This window comes from Acinetobacter sp. 1294243, assembly GCF_000588015.1.
Classification (GTDB): domain Bacteria; phylum Pseudomonadota; class Gammaproteobacteria; order Pseudomonadales; family Moraxellaceae; genus Acinetobacter; species Acinetobacter pittii.
Window position 1 is genome coordinate 335389 of the sequence record NZ_JFXG01000001.1, and the last position, 18479, is coordinate 353867.

20 protein-coding genes are annotated in these 18479 nt (G+C 37.2%); 9 read left to right on the plus strand and 11 right to left on the minus strand.

Annotated elements, in window-relative coordinates:
• Window positions 1–54: 54 nt before the first annotated feature.
• Window positions 55–510: a phasin family protein gene (locus tag J655_RS06470; protein ID WP_005069443.1), complete on the minus strand. Its 456-nt coding sequence runs from the start codon at window positions 508–510 to the stop codon at window positions 55–57.
• 208 nt (window positions 511–718) lie between these two features.
• Here J655_RS06470 and J655_RS06475 point away from each other — a divergent pair, with 208 nt between their 5' ends.
• The 8 genes from J655_RS06475 to fdx all read left to right on the plus strand — a co-directional run bounded on the left by J655_RS06475 (window position 719) and on the right by fdx (window position 6834).
• Window positions 719–1366: a hypothetical protein gene (locus J655_RS06475; RefSeq protein ID WP_005069445.1), complete on the plus strand. Its 648-nt coding sequence runs from the start codon at window positions 719–721 to the stop codon at window positions 1364–1366.
• A 109-nt stretch (window positions 1367–1475) separates the two neighbouring features.
• Window positions 1476–1949: an Rrf2 family transcriptional regulator gene (locus J655_RS06480; protein ID WP_002117915.1), complete on the plus strand. Its 474-nt coding sequence runs from the start codon at window positions 1476–1478 to the stop codon at window positions 1947–1949.
• A 1-nt stretch (window position 1950) separates the two neighbouring features.
• Complete coding sequence (locus tag J655_RS06485) at window positions 1951–3168, plus strand: IscS subfamily cysteine desulfurase (protein ID WP_002117998.1); 1218 nt, start codon at window positions 1951–1953, stop codon at window positions 3166–3168.
• 66 nt (window positions 3169–3234) lie between these two features.
• Window positions 3235–3621: a Fe-S cluster assembly scaffold IscU gene (iscU, locus tag J655_RS06490; protein ID WP_002117907.1), complete on the plus strand. Its 387-nt coding sequence runs from the start codon at window positions 3235–3237 to the stop codon at window positions 3619–3621.
• Between the two features lie 30 nt (window positions 3622–3651).
• Window positions 3652–3972 carry an iron-sulfur cluster assembly protein IscA gene (iscA, locus tag J655_RS06495; RefSeq protein WP_002117986.1) on the plus strand — a complete coding sequence of 107 codons (321 nt, stop codon included), beginning with the start codon at window positions 3652–3654 and terminating at the stop codon, window positions 3970–3972.
• Between the two features lie 90 nt (window positions 3973–4062).
• On the plus strand, window positions 4063–4581 hold the full coding sequence (gene hscB, locus J655_RS06500; protein WP_005076214.1) for a Fe-S protein assembly co-chaperone HscB: 519 nt from the start codon (window positions 4063–4065) through the stop codon (window positions 4579–4581).
• Window positions 4582–4618: 37 nt separating this feature from the next.
• Complete coding sequence (hscA, locus tag J655_RS06505) at window positions 4619–6478, plus strand: Fe-S protein assembly chaperone HscA (RefSeq protein ID WP_017399526.1); 1860 nt, start codon at window positions 4619–4621, stop codon at window positions 6476–6478.
• A gap of 17 nt (window positions 6479–6495) precedes the next feature.
• Complete coding sequence (gene fdx / locus J655_RS06510) at window positions 6496–6834, plus strand: ISC system 2Fe-2S type ferredoxin (RefSeq protein WP_009387062.1); 339 nt, start codon at window positions 6496–6498, stop codon at window positions 6832–6834.
• Between the two features lie 54 nt (window positions 6835–6888).
• On the opposite strand, the gene J655_RS06515 is transcribed toward fdx, so the two are convergent.
• From J655_RS06515 to J655_RS06550, 8 genes are all read right to left on the minus strand, one after another.
• A complete protein-coding gene (locus J655_RS06515; protein WP_017403203.1) occupies window positions 6889–8355 on the minus strand; it encodes an adenylate/guanylate cyclase domain-containing protein in 1467 nt (488 codons plus the stop codon).
• A 56-nt stretch (window positions 8356–8411) separates the two neighbouring features.
• Window positions 8412–8846: an HIT domain-containing protein gene (locus tag J655_RS06520; RefSeq protein WP_002117900.1), complete on the minus strand. Its 435-nt coding sequence runs from the start codon at window positions 8844–8846 to the stop codon at window positions 8412–8414.
• Between the two features lie 201 nt (window positions 8847–9047).
• Entirely contained in the window at window positions 9048–12509 is a 3462-nt protein-coding gene (gene mfd, locus J655_RS06525; protein WP_032042620.1) for a transcription-repair coupling factor, read from the minus strand.
• 134 nt (window positions 12510–12643) lie between these two features.
• Window positions 12644–13000: a hypothetical protein gene (locus tag J655_RS06530; RefSeq protein WP_032006107.1), complete on the minus strand. Its 357-nt coding sequence runs from the start codon at window positions 12998–13000 to the stop codon at window positions 12644–12646.
• Between the two features lie 81 nt (window positions 13001–13081).
• Window positions 13082–14014, minus strand: a complete 933-nt coding sequence (locus J655_RS06535; RefSeq protein WP_025466564.1) for a Dyp-type peroxidase — start codon at window positions 14012–14014, stop codon at window positions 13082–13084.
• Between the two features lie 141 nt (window positions 14015–14155).
• Window positions 14156–14938 (minus strand): glutathione S-transferase N-terminal domain-containing protein, encoded by a 783-nt coding sequence (locus J655_RS06540; RefSeq protein WP_078210398.1) that lies wholly within the window; start codon window positions 14936–14938, stop codon window positions 14156–14158.
• A 21-nt stretch (window positions 14939–14959) separates the two neighbouring features.
• Window positions 14960–15466, minus strand: a complete 507-nt coding sequence (rraA, locus tag J655_RS06545; protein ID WP_002117938.1) for a ribonuclease E activity regulator RraA — start codon at window positions 15464–15466, stop codon at window positions 14960–14962.
• Between the two features lie 12 nt (window positions 15467–15478).
• Window positions 15479–16144 carry an NAD(P)H-binding protein gene (locus J655_RS06550; RefSeq protein ID WP_032052173.1) on the minus strand — a complete coding sequence of 222 codons (666 nt, stop codon included), beginning with the start codon at window positions 16142–16144 and terminating at the stop codon, window positions 15479–15481.
• Window positions 16145–16356: 212 nt separating this feature from the next.
• On the opposite strand from J655_RS06550, the gene rpsT reads away from it, so the two are divergent.
• On the plus strand, window positions 16357–16623 hold the full coding sequence (rpsT, locus tag J655_RS06555; RefSeq protein ID WP_002117906.1) for a 30S ribosomal protein S20: 267 nt from the start codon (window positions 16357–16359) through the stop codon (window positions 16621–16623).
• 57 nt (window positions 16624–16680) lie between these two features.
• Here rpsT and J655_RS06560 read toward each other — a convergent pair whose 3' ends face one another.
• Both J655_RS06560 and J655_RS06565 read right to left on the minus strand, forming a co-directional pair.
• The gene (locus J655_RS06560; protein WP_032052174.1) at window positions 16681–17415 is read right to left on the minus strand and encodes a histidine phosphatase family protein; all 735 of its coding nucleotides are present in this window, start codon (window positions 17413–17415) and stop codon (window positions 16681–16683) included.
• Between the two features lie 57 nt (window positions 17416–17472).
• The gene (locus J655_RS06565) at window positions 17473–18330 is read right to left on the minus strand and encodes a 3'(2'),5'-bisphosphate nucleotidase CysQ family protein (RefSeq protein ID WP_032052175.1); all 858 of its coding nucleotides are present in this window, start codon (window positions 18328–18330) and stop codon (window positions 17473–17475) included.
• Between the last annotated feature and the right edge of the window lie 149 nt (window positions 18331–18479).

The window sequence follows — 18479 nt, forward strand, 5'->3', positions numbered from 1 at the left end:
AGCAAAAATAAATGCTAAAAAACTGTTATATATTTGCTAAATCCCAACATTTTTTTACTTTTTATTCAATTTTGCTTTCAACTGTTGATTTTCTTCTATTAAAGCATCCACCTTAATATGCAGTTGTACGAGCAGTTGTTCGATGTGTTGCAAATCCTTCGGCGTCACCAGCCCAATACGGTTTAAAGAGTGATTAACACTCGTATCAAGAATCTTTTCTACTCTATCTTTTGTTTCAGATACAGATTCTTTTGCTTTTTCTGTGACCTTGCCAACAGTATTGTCTGCCAAGTCTCCAGTTTTTGATTCTAGCTCCTCACCCACTTTAACCAAAGAATCAAAAAGCTTATTTCCCTCTTCTTCCGCACGTGAAAAAGCACCAAGTCCTGCTAGCCAAATTTGCTTAGTATATTTCCTAAAATCTAAAGCTGATTTTCTTGAACTTTTTGATTTTAATTTATTTTTTTCCTCGGACTCTTCTATCTGGGTATCTGTATTTGCATTATCCATTAATCTAAACTCCTAATCAGATGAGAGAAATGATGACTGATTTGACCACAAAATATTTCTATAATAACAAAGTAAAGACTTGATCCATTTACAAAACTGTTCTACAAAGCAAATAAGTCATGTAAATATATTTAACACGACATTGTGTTAAGTTTGGGATAGGATGTCCCATTCTTCGGTTAATTGCTATTTCTAAGGATAAACTTTTATGAGTGAAACGCAACAAAGACAAAAACATCCGCGTCTGTTGCTGAATATTGTTCTAATTATTTTAGAAACTTTTTTTTCATTTATTCTCACCCACGATGGTGCCCTTCGCTTGCAAGCGAAAAAGTTTATTTTGAACAAAACAACGATTCGTATTAATAGCTATTTACCTTTCTTTGACTTCTATGTTCAATTTACAGAAAAAGGTTTGTTATTCGATATTCATTCTTTTGATAGACGTATTGATCTTGAGATCAATAGTACGCTTATCGATTTAATTAAAATTTTTGGTTTTTCTAACCAACGCAGTCTTAAAAATATGCGTATTGATGGTGATGAGGAAACGAAAAAGGAACTTCTAGATTTAATTTCTCATTTAACTCTACCAAAATTGCTAGTTGACTGGAAACAGTGGTTTAACACTTCAGATGATGAAGCTGAAACCCTTGCTTCACGTAAACGGATCGCTCCATTACTTGAGAAAATTGATCAACAAAGATCAGAGATCAACTCCCTTCACGTGGAAATTAAACAATATCAAAATCGAATTACTCGCTTACAACGACGTCAACGAAATATTAACTTCTCCTTTGGTATAATTAGCCTAATATTTATTGTTTATTTCATATATAATTTCTGGGTTGCCTAATTTATTTTTCTATTTTGTTCCTACACTTGAATTAAAAATAAAAAAACTTGACTATTTTAGTCGGGATTCATAAAATCCTATTATCTAGTCTTAACATGTGTATCGAATCATGCGCCTTACAACTCGCGGTCGCTACGCAGTGACTGCTCTACTTGATTTAGCTTTGCAGCCAACTGAACAAACGATCACGCTCGCCGAAATTGCCGCACGCCAATCCATTTCAGTTGCTTATTTAGAACAGTTATTCGCAAAACTTAAGCGTCATGGGTTAGTTTCTAGTGTTCGTGGTGCAAATGGTGGTTACCATTTGGCTCGAAATGCTGATGAAATTACTGTGTTAGAAATTATTGAAGCTGTAAATGAAACGGTTGATGCAACACGTTGTGACCATAAAGGTAACTGCCAAAATGGTGCAATGTGTCTCACTCATGATTTATGGCAAGAACTCTCTCATCATATTGCCGACTATTTAGCAAAAATCTCTCTTGCCGACCTCATTAGCCGAGACAACGTTCAAACTGTTGCATTACGCCAAAATGTGACTGGCACAGATTCAGCTCTTTTATCGGGTACAGGTATTTGATATGAAACGTCCAATTTATCTTGATTACGCAGCAACCACTCCAGTAGATCCGCAAGTTGCAGAACGTATGATGGAGTGTTTAACTTTCGACGGTACCTTTGGTAATGCTGCGTCTCGTTCCCACGCTTATGGCTGGCAGGCAGAAGAAAAAGTTGAATATGCACGTGAGCAAGTAGCAAATTTAATTAAAGCTGATCCACGTGAAATCGTTTGGACTTCTGGTGCAACTGAATCAGATAACCTTGCCCTTAAAGGTGTAGCTCAATTCTATGCATCTAAAGGCAAACATATCATTACAAGTAAAATTGAACACAAAGCTGTTCTAGATCCTTGTCGTGAATTAGAAGAACAAGGCTTTGAAATTACTTATTTAGAGCCAGAACCACAAACCGGTTTAATCACTCCTGAAATGGTTAAGGCTGCCCTTCGCCCAGATACTATTCTTGTTTCTCTTATGATGGTAAACAATGAAATTGGTACAGTCACAGATGTAGCGGCGATTGGTGAATTAACACGTGCCAACAAAACATTTTTCCACGTAGATGCAGCACAAGCAGCTGGTAAAGTTGATATCGACTTATCTACGATGAAAATTGACCTTATGAGTTTCTCTGCTCATAAAATTTATGGTCCAAAAGGTATCGGCGCATTATATGTACGTCGTAGCCCGCGTGTTCGTCTAAAAGCACAAATTCATGGTGGTGGTCATGAGCGTGGTATGCGTTCTGGTACTTTGGCTACTCACCAAATCGTTGGTATGGGTGAAGCTTTTGAAATTGCAGGCAAAACAATGCATGCAGAACAAGAGCGTCTCCGTAAACTTCGTGACAAACTTTGGAACGGTTTACAAGACCTTGAACAAGTGTTCTTAAATGGTCACCCAACTCAAAACGTTGCAAACTATTTAAATGTTAGCTTCAACTTTGTTGAAGGTGAATCTTTAATGATGTCGCTTAAAGATGCTGCAGTATCAAGTGGTTCTGCTTGTACTTCTGCAACTTTAGAGCCTTCATATGTTCTTCGCGCATTAGGTTTATCTGATGAGCTAGCACACAGCTCAATTCGCTTTAGTTTTGGTAAATACACAACTGAAGAAGACATTGACCACGTGCTTACAATTACCAAAGCCGCTGTTGAGAAATTACGTGAACTTTCTCCGCTTTGGGATATGTACAAAGAAGGTATCGATCTTTCTACAGTTGAATGGGCAGAACACTAATTATTGAAATTAGTGTTTTAACCCTCATATTAATATTAGGCTGACCCCGAGGTTTGGAGAAGCGAAATGGCTTATAGCGAAAAGGTAATTGATCATTACGAAAACCCACGTAATGTTGGTGTTTTAGATAAAAACTCTGAAAATGTTGGTACAGGCATGGTGGGTGCACCTGCATGTGGCGACGTGATGCGTCTGCAAATTCAGGTAAATGATAGTGGTGTTATTGAAGAAGCACGCTTCAAAACTTATGGTTGTGGTTCTGCAATTGCATCAAGCTCACTTGTAACTGAATGGTTAAAGGGTAAGACTCTTGATGAAGCTCAAGCGATCAAAAATATTGATATCGCAACTGAGCTTGCTCTTCCTCCAGTAAAAGTTCACTGCTCTGTACTAGCTGAAGATGCAATTAAAGCTGCGATTGATGATTACCGCAGTAAAAAATCTAAAGCTTAATTTGTTACCATTGTAAACGTTGGAGTTTTCATGATTCATTTAACTGAAAATGCTGCGACTCATATTAGCAATTACCTTAAAAATCGAGGTAAGGGTGAAGGCATTCGCGTGGGTGTGAAAACTTCTGGTTGTTCTGGGTTGGCTTATGTTCTCGAATTTGTTGATTCTGTCGATGAACATGACCAAGTTTTCGAACAATTTGGCGTTAAGGTTTTTGTAGATCCAAAAAGTCTTGTCTATTTAGAAGGCTTAGAAATGGACTACGTAAAGAATGGCCTTAACGAAGGGTTCGAATTTAACAATCCCAATAAAAAAGGTGAATGTGGTTGCGGTGAGTCTTTCACTGTATAACTCCCTCTTCTCCTTCCATCCTTTTCATTAAAACAGTGACTTTTTATAGCACTGTTTTAATGTATTTAATTAACGTGGACCTCCTTTCTAATGAATCATTTTGAGTTGTTCAATTTACCCGTAGAACTCGATATCGATTTGGCGAGCTTAAAATCTAGTTTCTTAAGTTTGCAACAGCAATATCACCCAGATAAAGCAGAAGATAAAGATCAGGCATTGATCAAATCAAGTGAAATCAATCAAGCTTTTAAAGTACTTTCGCAAGTAGATAGCCGCGCTGCTTATCTATTAGCGTTAAAAAAGCAAGATCATCACCTTGATCAATCCATTAGTGATTTTGAGTTCCTACAATCAGCTCTAGAGCTTCGTGAGCAACTTGATGAAGCAACTTCACAAGAGCATTTGAGTACTCTTAAGCAAGAAGTTTTTCAGTGGATTGAAGGCTTAGTTCGCGAATTTAAAATTGACTACTCAGATGAAGATTGGGGCGAAGCTCGAGATACTGTACGTAAATTACGTTTCTTTCAGCGCGTTCTTAACGATATTGAAAAAGCAGAAGATCAACTGTTGGATGATGAAGACAACTTTGATTTAGACGATGATTTTTAATTTGCTTTTTCCAATTTATATTCAAAGGATTTAACTCATGGCACTTTTGCAAATTGCTGAACCGGGTCAATCCAGTGCCCCACATGAACACCGCATTGCGATTGGTATCGACCTAGGAACAACACATTCTTTAGTTGCGACAGTGTTATCAGGCAAACCAAAAGTCCTTAACGACGAAAAAGAAAGACGACTTCTTCCTTCTATTGTGCATTATGGAAATGATGTCACTCATTATGGTGAAGAAGCAAAACCTTTCATTATTGCTGATCCAAAAAATACAATTGTTTCTGTAAAGCGTTTTATGGGACGCTCAAAAGCAGATATCAAATTTCAACACCCATATGAATTAGTAGGTTCTGAAAATGAGATGCCAGCTTTCGAGACACGTTCTGGTCGTAAAACGCCTGTTGAAATTTCAGCTGAAATTTTAAAACAACTAAAAGAACGTGCTGAATCTAGTTTACAAAACCCAGTAAATGGAGCCGTAATTACTGTTCCAGCTTATTTTGATGAAGCACAACGTCAAGCAACACGCGATGCTGCACAGCTGGCTGGGTTGAATGTACTACGTCTTTTAAATGAGCCAACTGCTGCTGCTGTGGCTTATGGTTTAGATCAAGAAACGAATTTAGCTACAGATCATAACTATGTGATTTATGATCTAGGTGGTGGTACTTTCGACGTATCAATCCTACGTTTTTCACAAGGTGTCTTTGAAGTATTAGCTACAGGTGGTCATACTGCTTTAGGCGGTGATGATTTAGATCGTCTCATTGTTAAGTGGGCTAAAAAACAATTAAATATTGATACGCTAAGTGATGAAAACTATGCAGTATTTATTGTTGCTGCTCGCCAAGCAAAAGAACAACTCTCTACACAAGAATCAGTTCAGTTAAAACTACTTGAAAATGTACTAACACTTGATCGCTCAACCTTTGAGAGCATTATTCAAGTTGCTTTAGATAAAACAATCAGTGTTTGCAAACGCGTTTTACGTGATGCAAAACTTGAGTTATCAGATATTCAAAATGTTGTTTTAGTAGGTGGTTCTACCCGTTCGTATGCTGTTCAGCAAGCAGTTCGCAATGTATTTAACCAAGAACCACTTTGCACAATTAATCCTGATGAAGTAGTCGCGATTGGTGCTTCTATTACAGCCAATCAATTAATTGGAAACAGCCAAGACGGCTCACTACTTTTAGATGTTACTCCTCTTTCTCTTGGCTTAGAAACCATGGGTGGATTAGTAGAGCGTCTTATTTCTCGTAATACAGCTATTCCGGTTGCTCGCCGCCAAGAGTTTACTACTTATCAAGATGGCCAGACTGCCATGCTGATTCATGTAGTTCAAGGTGAAAGAGATTTAGTCGAACACTGTCGATCGTTAGGAAGATTCGTTCTTCATGGCATTCCCCCAATGACTGCTGGCCAAGCACGTATTGAAGTTACCTTTCAGGTAGATGCAGACGGCTTGCTTACTGTTTCAGCTCGTGAAACAACTTCAGGTGTACAAGCTCAAATTGATATTAAACCATCTTATGGTTTATCAGAGTCTGACACTGAACGCTTGCTAATTGAAGGTTTCCAACATGCAGAAGAAGACAAAAATCTGCGTCATTTAAAAGAAACCAAAGTTGAGGCCCAACGCGAGCTTGAAGCATTAGAACAAGCTTTGAAAGTGGATGCTGATTTACTCAATAATGAACAGCTCGAAGCACTTAAAGCCGCTGAAAACTCGCTTAAAGTACAACTTGAAGACAATGATATTCAAGCAATTGAAAAAGCTGTAGAACAACTTAAAGTACATAGTGATGCTTTTGCTGCACTACGTATGAATCGACATATTGACCACGCCTTAAAAGGTACAAAACTTGAAGATTGGTCAAATTCAAACTAAAGGTATAGGTGATCAATATGCCCCGCATTAAAGTACTTCCTCACGCTCAATTTTGTCCTGAAGGTGCAGAATTTGAAGTTGAACAGAATGCAAATCTTTGCCAAAGTTTGCTTGATCGAGGAATTAAAATCGAACATGCATGTGACATGTCATGCGCTTGTACAACATGTCACGTAGTAGTTCGTAAAGGTTTTGATAGCTTAGAAGAAATGGATGATGTTGAAGCAGATCTTTTAGATCGCGCTTGGGGTCTTGAACCAGATTCTCGCCTCTCATGCCAAGTAAAAATTGTTGATGAAGATTTAGAAATCGAGATTCCTAAATATACAATCAACCACGCTTCAGAAAATCATTAATCGTGTTAATAAAAAAAGCTGCTTTAAAAGCAGCTTTTTTATATTTTATAGACTCTAAACTTGATCTTGTTGGTCTATTTCTAAAGTTTTAACTTCATCTTCAAGTCTTAACTGCGCTATACCTTGGGTATTCACTAAAGTTTGTTGAACTTTAATTCGTTGAATCATTTTTTCAAGCACTTCTACTAGTTCAGGATATTCATAGTTTTGTACTTCCTCTAAATTAAGTACTAAGTGAAAGCCTTTATACTCATAATCAAACCATTGCTGATGATCCGATTTATTGCCTGTATATTTCTCCATCACTTGCCATGTCTTTACCGCACCTTGAATACCTTTTAGATAAATCGGTGTTTTAGGAGCGCACAAGAAATCACTTTTAATTAATTGATAAGTATCGTCTGAAATTAAGATTTCATCTATTTCAGCAGCATATTGCAAACGAGCCGCTAAATTCACATCACGACCTACAATCGTATAAGCCATACGATGTGTTGCCCCATAATTTCCTACGTGGCAATAACCAGTACTAATGCCCATTCGGATATGCAATGCTGAGTAACCCATTTTTTTCCAGCGCTCGCGCAACAATTTCATTTGCTGACGCATAGCGATTGCCATTTCTACACATGCTTTAGCATCTTGCTCCACACCTTGTGAATTCGGATCACCAAAAAATATGAGGATGGCATCACCCATAAATTTATCGACTGTGGCTTCATACTGTTTAGCAATTTCTGTCATATGACTTAAATAGTCATTAAGCAAAAATGCTAAATCATCTGGAATTAAAGTTTCTGATAATTCTGTAAAACCCTGAATATCAGAAAAAAACACCGTCATTTTTTTACGCTTATATTCAATCTTTGCTTCAGCCTCACCACGCATAATAGATTGCCATAACTGTAATGGCGCATAACGGCTTAACTGATTAGCAAAAGCAATATAGCGGGTCATTTGGTCATAGTAATGTTGACGCTGCTGACTGATTTTTTTAACCCAACGATGCTGGTAGTAGTTTCCGATAGTAATAAACATAACCAAGCCAAGAAGTGTAATTACAGTCAACTCTTGGCTAGTAGGTTCAAAATATGTATAAAAACCAAATAAAAAGAAAGTACTTAAATAAAAAATAATCGCGCCTAACAAACTGGTCAAACAAATGACTGCGAAAGAAATACGACTATTAATTGCTGAATAAAATAATGCAAAAATTGCAATAAATGTAGGCACCAAATTAAGATGCAGACCTGCTAAGGTAACGGCTACAACAATTGCATCGATTGCAAAGAAAACACTTTTTTGAGTTTTTTTATCGAATTGGTACTGAAGCCAATGTTCTAACTTCGAACTAATAAAAAGCAGAAATAGGAAAAAAGGTGGAACATAGATCTGATAATTTGTATTAGGTGAGGTAAAAGCATAGATCACTAAAATTAATGACAGAATTGAATATCCCATCAAACGATGAAAATATGCAAACTGCTTAGGCTCTCTATCGATAAACCTCTCTAATTGCACCCTATCCTCCACACCTCAATGTAGCCACATTCATATAAATGTGGCTTTGCATTGATTTAGTCCATGCGCCAATCAAATGGCATATCACCTTGACCACGTAACGCAAGCATAAGAGTTTGACGCATATGAGCCAGCACATCATTTGTATAAGGAACCGCAGGTGTACCCCATACTGGTTTAGGCCATGCAACATCATTCTGATAACGTACAACATGATGGAAATGCAATTGAGGCACCATATTCCCCAAAGCTGCAACATTCATTTTATCAGCACGGAATACGCGAGATAACTGGCTAGATAACCAACTTGATTCACGTAAAAACTGTTCTTGGTCAGCTTGGCTCAACTCATATAGTTCTGTGATTCCCGGCACACGAGGGATTAAAATCAGCCAAGGGAATTGCATATCATTCATTAAACGACATGTTGAAAGCGGGAAATCGCCTACAAAAAAAGTATCTTGAGCAAGTTGGGGATGCAAACTAAACATATCTTTTATAAATGACAATAAACAATAATGGCTAATACTATCACATCAGTTTTGATGTGAGTATTGCTAGTGTCTGGTTTGATTACAAATAACAATGATTTTATGCACTTATTCCTCTAATAGACCGAGAAATCATGCATAAAATTTTGTTATTAACATACAAAGGATTTATATAGAATGAAAATCACTTTAAAACACTATTTAAGCATGTAATTCCTTCAATAATTTCGCTAACAAATCATTAATAAATTGGATTCGTTTTTCCTGTTCTTCAAGCTGAACCATAACTTTTAAACGTTGACCACCTTCCATACGATAATAGGTTGGATGTTTTTGCATGAGTTGAATAATACTAATGGCCTGAACAGGTGTATCAGGCGAGAATTCAATATTGCCACCTTGAGTATTAATATCGATTTTAGTAATCCCCAGCTGTTCAGCTTTCAGTCGAATTTGATGAACACTAAATAAGTGTTTAACTGATTGCGGTGGAACCCCAAAACGGTCAATAAGCTCCATACGGATATTGTCGAGCTTTTCTTGGGTATCTGTATTACTAATACGCTTATAGAATAATAAACGCTGATGCACGTCACCTAGGTACTCATCTGGAATAAGAGCAGGTATGTGTAAATTAATTTCTGCTGTTAATGATAAAGGTGCATCAAAATTCGGCGTTTTACCTTGCTGAATCGCTTTAGTAGCTTTTTCCAGCATTTCCATATACAAGCTATATCCAATTGCCTGCATTGAGCCACTTTGCTGCTCACCTAAAAGTTCACCGGCACCTCGAATTTCTAAATCTTCTGTAGCCAGCATGAAACCAGCACCTAAAGTTGAAGCACGTTGTATTGCATCTAGACGTTTTTCAGCATCACCTTTTAAATGCTTTATCGAAGGAACCAATAAATAGGCATAAGCTTGGTGATGTGAACGTCCTACACGGCCACGTAATTGGTGTAGTTGAGCTAAACCAAGTTTGTCAGCCCTTTCTATCAAAATAGTGTTGGCATTTGGAACGTCAATTCCAGTTTCGATAATTGTTGAACATACCAATACATTGTATTCTTTGTGATAGAACTGTTGCATGACTTGCTCAAGTTCTCTTTCCCTCATTTGCCCATGAGCTACTGCTACACGAGCTTCAGGAACAAGCACGCGAATATTTTCAGCTGCTCTCTCAATCGTATCAACTTCATTGTGTAAGAAATATACTTGGCCACCACGTAGTAACTCACGTAGGATCGCCTCTTTAATAGACGATTCGGTATGTTCTTGTACAAAGGTTTTAACAGCTAAACGACGGGCTGGCGGTGTAGCAATGATAGATAAATCACGCATTCCCGAAAAAGCCATATTAAGCGTACGAGGAATTGGTGTAGCTGTAAGCGTTAACATATCTACATCTGCACGTAATGCTTTAATACGCTCTTTATCACGCACACCAAAACGGTGTTCTTCGTCGACCACCATTAAGCCTAGATCTTTAAACTGCACATTTTCTTGTAAAAGTTTATGGGTGCCCACCACAATATCGACTTTACCTTCAGCAAGATCTTCAATATTTTTCGTATGCGTTTTATTTGAACCAAAGCGTGATAATACTTCAATACGAATAGGCCAGTCGGCAAAGCGGTCTTTAAAAGACTCATAATGCTGTTGAGCAAGTAATGTCGTCGGTACTAATACAGCGACCTGCTTACCATTTTGCACCGCAACAAATGCTGCTCGCATTGCAACTTCTGTTTTACCAAAACCAACGTCCCCACAAACAAGTCGATCCATCGGTTTAGCTTGTTGCATATCATAAAGCGTCGCTTCAATAGCATTGGCTTGATCAAGTGTTTCTTCATACGCAAATCCACTCGCAAATTGCATATAAAGTGACTGATCGACTTCAAAACCAAAGCCAGGTTTTGACTGACGACGTGCTTGTATATGTAGCAACTCTGCTGCAACATCATGAATTTGTTCTAAAGCTTTACGTTTAGCCTTACTCCACGCGTCAGTTCCAATTTTATGTAATGGTGCTAAATCTGGATCTCCGCCACTATAGCGGCTAATGAGATGCAAGTTAGTCACAGGCACGTAAACTTTTGCCTCTTCAGCATAGTCTAGTTGCAAGAACTCATAATCTTGCCCTTCAATTGCCAAAGTAATTAATCCAGCGTAACGCCCTACACCATGGTCAATATGAACAACAGGAGCACCTATGCTTAATTCGGTCAAACTACGTATTAGGAACTCTTCTGAAACTTCTTGCTGACGTTTACGACGACGTTGGACTACCCGATGCTCATATAACTGATTTTCTGAAATAACAGACAATTCATCAGTTAAAAGCAAACCACGGTCTAATGGTGCATTCGTAATTGCAATCGCAAACTGACTTTTCTGGAATTGCTCAAAACTATCTACGCTAGGAATATCTCCTAGGCTAGCACGCAAGCCATCTCTTAAACTTTCACGTCGACCAGCGCTTTCAGCAACCAATAAAACAGGATGATTTGCTTCATCAATATATTTTTTAACTACGACAAATGGTTTGTCTTTTTTCGGATCAACTGGCAACTTAGGTGGTTGCTCAACCTTAAGATTTAGAGCCCCAACTTTTTCTTCAACTGTTTCAGCGCTCACAAGCATACGTGGGAACTGATTTAAGGCACTTAGTAAGTTATTTGGTGCAATAAATAACTCATCAGGTGGGAGAATTGGCTGGTCTGCGTTATGGCGTCTATCTTCATAGCGACGAAAAACTTCTTTCCAAAAACTGGTTAAATCAGTATCCACATCATTATTTGTAATTACAATGCAATTCTTTGGAAAGTACGTTGTAAGTGTACTTTGAGATTGCATTTGAGTTTTATCAAAAAATAACGGTAAATAAAACTCGATTCCTGGGGATGCGATTCCATCAAGAACATCTTGGTAAATTGGGTTTTTCTTAGGATTTGCAGTCGGAAAAAGTTCAGAATAACGGTCTCTAAAAATTGAACGAGCTTCTTTTAATGGGAACTCTTTTGCTGGTAAGACGGTAAAACTTTTTAAAGTAGTTGTTGTTCTTTGCGTTTCTGGATCAAAGAATTTTAAAGTATCAATTTCATCATCAAAAAGGTCAATACGGATAGGTGCATCCTGACCAGATGCAAAAATATCCATAATGCTGCCACGTACAGCAAACTCACCATGGTCGTAAACTGTATCTACTAAATGATACCCAGCTTGTACTAACCGTAGCTTCTGTTGTTCTAAATCAAATTTTTGCCCCACACGTATATCAAAATGCTCACCTAAAACCCAAGAATATGGTGCAACTCTTTGAGCTAAAGTGCTTGCTGAAATGAGCAATACACCTTTTTGCGGCATATTGGATAAAATCGCGAGTCGTTCTGAAACAATATCTTGATGAGGTGACAAGCGGTCATACGGCAAAATTTCCCAATCAGGGAAAATTGTCGGTTTTATGCCATAAAATTCAAGTTCACTTTCTAACTGAGCAACATGTTGGTTATTTCGAGCTACTACAACGAGCAAAGATGAATGCTGAACGGCAATTTCTTTGAATAATAATGCAGCAGACGAACCTAATAACGACCCTACCCAACGCTTTTCACCGGCTTTGAGCTGTTGTAAATTCAATTGAGAGATTTCTTGTTGAAACATGTATATGGCTTTTATCAGCTAAGAAGATATGAGCTTAATAGTAGCATGATGTTTTTAGTGAAATGAGTTATTTTTTTGAAAATCAAACTACTAGTTAGCCCTACTTTTTATATTTTTTAATCAATCAACTATGATTATTTATCACGCAAGAACAAAATGTAATATTGATTTAAAATTTGTATAATCGCTTTGAGTTGAAGTAGCTTTTCTTGAGTATTTTCCAATCTTGCAACATAGCGCTGTGTTGCGATTTCTAAATCAATCTTTTCATTAATTTGTGGCGTAATTTGAAATAACTTTTGAAGATTATCAAAATTCTGTAATTTACGGTTTGAGAAATATTCAAGATGCTCTGACCACTTCTGATTAATCACTACATCATTAATGATAGGCCCACGTTCAGAATCAAATTTTAATTGATTCTCTTGCAAGTAAAGTTGTTCTGGCGTTTCTTTTGAGCCTTGAAAAAGCTGCGTTATCTTTTTAAACATTTCATCACATCATATTTATTTCAATTTAAATAATGGAAGTCATCTAGTCACTCCCATCATTTGAGTCTTCTAAACTAACGACTATTCATCGCCTAAATCATCAAGAAAATCTACAGTCGGTACAAAAAATAAAGTACCTGTTTGAGCAGTACTAAAGTCAAGTAACCGATCCAGATTACCATGCTCGTTACCTAAAAACATGTTCTCAAGCATTTGTCGGGTTGTACTAAATTTACGCGAGTAGCCAATAAAGAATGTACCATATTCATTTCTAGAAGGATTTGAAAAAGGCATATTAGCTCTCATAATTTTAAGTTCATTGCCTTCTGCATCATGAGCTTTACTAACGACATTATGAGCCGTTAAAGGTTTTTCATCATCGCCGAGCTCAACATCATTGAACTTTTTACGGCCAATCACTTTTTCTTGTTCTTCGTCAGTTAATGAACGCCATTTATCCATATCATGTGTATATTTCTGGATAAAAGCATAACTTCCCCCGATAAAGTCAGGGTCTTCATCGCCTACTAATGCCCACTGTGCTGCAATAACAGGTTCAGGATTCTCTGTTCCATCCACAAAGCCAATAATTGCACGACCGTCAAAATAACGAAAACCATGAACTTCATCAATTGGATACGTTACTTTACCAAGCTGTTGATTAATTATATTACCTAGCTCGTAACATAAAGTCTGACGATCAGCACGTATATGAAAAAATAAATCACCCGGAGTTGAGACAGCCGTGTATTTCGGACCTCTAATTTCTTGAAATGGTTGTAACTCTTGAGGCTTGGATTGCTCTGGAAATAATATATCCCATGCATTTGAGCTAAAACCTAAAGTAGCATTAAATTTACTATCTGGATAACGATTAAAGAGACTTCTGGTTAGTGCTGAAAAATTAGCAGCAAAATCTTTTACTTTTTCTATTACAGAATCACCTTGAGCTAGTCCCAATACAATAAATAATGCATTTTCACCAGGAGCACTCGTTACAGGTTGAATTCTCATACATTCCATAAAATATGCCTTTTTAGGTATTTAAGCTTATTAATTTAGCATACTCATATTTTTTTCATACAACCTGTTAAGAAATCTGATGTTGATAAGAGTTTAAGAAAACGCCTAAACTCTTACTCAGATTAAGCTTAATCAACGTCCATATTGCTTTTTTAAATACTTTACGATTTGAGCCGACTCAAACATCTTCACTCCCGTATTTGGGTCTACTAAGTATGGTACTTGCATTTTACCTTGCATAATCGGCAACAGCTTTTCTCTTTTTCCGCCTTCTAAAGGTATGTATTTACCAGGTTTTAAGCGAAGAATAGCAGGTCCCATATCTTGCCATCTCTCTTTAGCCACATTATGCAAAATATATGGTAGCTCAAGTTCAGAGAGTAGACTTCTTACAATTCGTGAATACGGACTTGCTTCAAAACTCCATAACTCAAGTTTTTGTTCAGGTGCAGCTCTATCAACAATTTTTTTATTTATCCATATTCCACGAGCTCCATTTAATATAGTTCCTGCAACTGCAACATAAGGCATGTTTGGGTAACTCGAAAATTTCTGCGGTGTTTTCCCTGTCTTACCATAATGTTTAAATAAATGATGAATAATATCCTGTGATTCATATAGCTGATCGCCAGTATTTTCATCAATTAAAAATGGAAACTGTAATTTACCGCCTTTTTCTTTTACAACTGAACGATACTTTGTTCCACCTTTAGGACATGGATAAATTTCAACGTCCAGATTCAAAAGTGTAATCACTTCACGAACACGACGGCAAAATGGTGAACCTTCAAATTCATATAATTTCAAAGCCTTTACAGGTTGTTGTGGAAATGCTGTTCCTGAAACACCTCTACCACCTTCAGCAATTGCAGATACAACTGCTTGAAGTACTTTAATTTGATGAATCACCATCATGCCTTCCTTTATATTAGAGAATTAGACTAATTTTTCTTTTGCTATCACAATCCCATTATTATCAGCATAGATAAAATCACCAGATTGAATTGTGACTCCACCAAAATACAAATTAATATCTACCTCACCAATGCCCTTACGATTACTTTTTTGTGGAATTGCAGCCAATGCATGTACTCCCAAATCTAAGGTCGCAAGTGCATCAACGTCTCGTACACAACCGTAAATCACTACACCATTCCAGTTGTTTTTAACTGCTGACTCAGCAATCAGATCACCCATGAGTGCACAGCGCATAGATGCACCACCATCCACAACTAATACTTTACCTGTACCATCTGTTGCCAATAACTCTTTTACACGTGAGTTATCTTCAAAGCACTTTACTGTTACAACCTGTCCCCCAAAAGTTTTACGTGCTCCATAACTTTGAAAGAACTTGCCATCCATTGATGGGATTACAACCTGTAAGTCTTTTTCAGGGTTATCATCTAATAAATCACATGTTACAAATGGTACTGTCGACACTTTAATACTCCCTTATCGAGTTTGTTGTATGCTCAGATTATCATATCGTTTAAAGGCTTCAATTTGCGTTAGCGCCGCTACGACCATCGTATGAGCCAATTGCTCGGCAGTTACTGGCTTATATTTGAATGGCTTTTGAAATTTATTCTCAATAAGTTTAAATAGACTTTGCCCTAAGTCTTCAATAAACCGTACATCGCTGCGTTTACCAATCAGTAAAGACGGTCTAAAAATAGATAGTTTTTCGATTTCTAGACTCTCAATATAATCTTCTAATTGTCCTTTCACTTTAGTATAGAAAATTGGAGAGTTTGCATTTGCTCCAAGGGCACTCACTAGCAATAGATGAATATGTTTATCTTGTACTAAATCTGCTAAATGAGCATTTATTTCATAATCCACAGCGTAAAAAGCCTGTCTTGAGCCTGCCACTTTTATTGTTGTTCCCAAACAGCTAAATGCATGGGTATGGCCATTCACATCTTCATCATTGAGTAATAAAAAATCCTCTATAACGAGTTGAGTAACTTTTTTATATGTATTAAGTAGTTGTGATTCTTTTCTTACCACAACAGTAATCGCTTCAAATTCTGGTGTTTGCTCAAGCTGTTCGACAAGCGCTAAACCCACAAGTCCCGTAGCACCTATCACAATTGCTTTTTTAGTACTTATAGTCATTTTTTATCCAACCCTCTTTAAGTTTGTATCAAATTTAACCTTTTCTTACCGTTTTAGCAGCCCCTAAAACTGCTTAAAATGCTCGCAAGGCTTGACTTCGCGGTGTTGATTCATCACAATATGGCACTTGTTTACGGGCTGGTGATGGTTACACCAGTTTACTGAATTGACCACAGCCCGCCCAGACCAACTTATTTTCAAGGAGTGCAAGAGTGGCAAACTCTGCTCAAGCTAAAAAACGTGCGCGTCAAAACGTTACAGCGCGTAAACACAACGCAAGCTTGCGTTCTATGGTTCGTACCTACATCAAACGTACTTTAAGTGCAATCGCTGGTGGTGATTATGCTGTTGCTACAGAAGCTTACAAAAAAGCTGTTCCTGTAATCGACCGCATGGCTGATAAAGGCATCATCCACAAAAATAAAGCTGCTCGTCATAAGAGCCGTTTAAATGCTCAAGTTAAAGCGTTAGCTAACTAATTTGAACATGTAAAAAAAGCCCAATAGGGCTTTTTTTATTATCTATTGTTTTTGAGCTTATAGCACTTTATGAAATTTAGCTACATTCAGCTCATAGGCCTTTCCTCTCCAAATCCACTTTAATTTACAATTTGGAAACTCTTCACCTTCAAACCATACAAATAATCCTTCCATCATTTCCGGCCAGTCTTCTTTCTTAATTTTATTCTCGCCAGAAATTACAGCAACAATTGCTGCAATAATCGTGTCATGACTCACGGCTAAACTAAGACCGCCTTTAGTTTTTGGATGAGTCCGGTAAATAAGCTCTAGTACATCTAAAACACCTGTAATGGGATGTTTCATACCAGGTAATGCATTATTTACAAAACTATTAATAAAACCTAAAGCACCCTGCTTTTTAAAATAAGGAGCAGCTTGTTGTATATCCAACACAAAGCTACCTGGTTCAACAAGTAGCCCTTGCTCAATAATTTCAATCGTATGAGTATTTGATTGGGGACTTACATCGTCAGCCCCTTCAATCATGAGCGCAGCCGTATCGACACAGCGTTGTATTGGACTTGAAATACAATGCTGAATAACACGATCTGTATTTTTGATTAAGTAATTACCCCATGCCTGCGCAAGCTCACGCCCCTGAGGAGTAAGTTGGAGATCATAACCAGCCAAGCCCTGCCCATCTACAAGTTCTCTTAAAGAATGGCGCGTAAATAAGGTTACAGGAATTGAAGCATCGGGCAATAAATCAATTGCTTCAAACATACTTTTAGGCAATAAATCGAGTGCCATCTTTATCTTGTCATCTTTTTTCAATACTTTGCCACTATAACATGTCTGGCATAACTCTCAATCGATAACACCTGATTGGGCTAATGCTTCAAATGCTATTTTTTTGCTTTCCTGATCACGAAAAGCGATAAAGCCCTTATTTAAAACTGTGTTTCTTTGGTTATATTCAAAAGGTTTTCCATCCAAAGTAAGTAAACCACCGCCTATACTTTCTAAGAGACCTTGACCAGAACTGGTATCCCATTCAGAAGTAGGATGAAAGCGTGGGTAAATATCTATTTCACCTTCTAACATCATGCAAAACTTATAGGCACTTCCTGCTTCTCGTCGAATAATGCGATGTTCTTTTTCAATAGGTTGAATAAATTTTTGGTATTTTGGATTTTTACTACCGTGACTAAGTCCTATTTGTATAGGTGCATCTAGCGAAGTTGAACTAACCTGATATTGATACCATTGTTGTTGGCTAAAGCTATATTTAAAAGGTAAAGCTTGCAGATATCCTAAGTACACAACTTGTTCACATGGCACGGCAATAACTGAGAAAACTGTTTCTTTGCCATTGATCAAGCTTAGATTGATCGTAAATTCATCACGTTCATGTATAAATTCTTTGGTTCCATCAAGTGGATCTAACATCCAACAAGTAGACCATTCATGACGGGCACTATAATCACTTTCTTCAGACAATACAGGCAACTCTGGAGTAATCTCTGCAAGATGCTTTAATAAAAATCTATTTACCTTTAGATCTGCTTGGGTTACAGGTGAATCATCATGCTTTTCATGAATAGTAAACTCATAACCCGCAGCATAGTTTTGATATTCTTCTAGTAAAATCTGACTCGCCTGTTCCAGAATAGGCAGAAGTTGATTAATTAAATTATCTTGTGGGCGTGTAGTTGTTATAAACATAAATATGCTCTACATAGTTTCACTTCTATTATAGGTGAATTATGAACAATTCTATATTCGCCAACAGTTTGATTTACTAAAATAGTAATTTATCTTAATCATTAGGCCGTTGCTTTCCGCCTATGCTATTTAGGTAATATGAATAATTT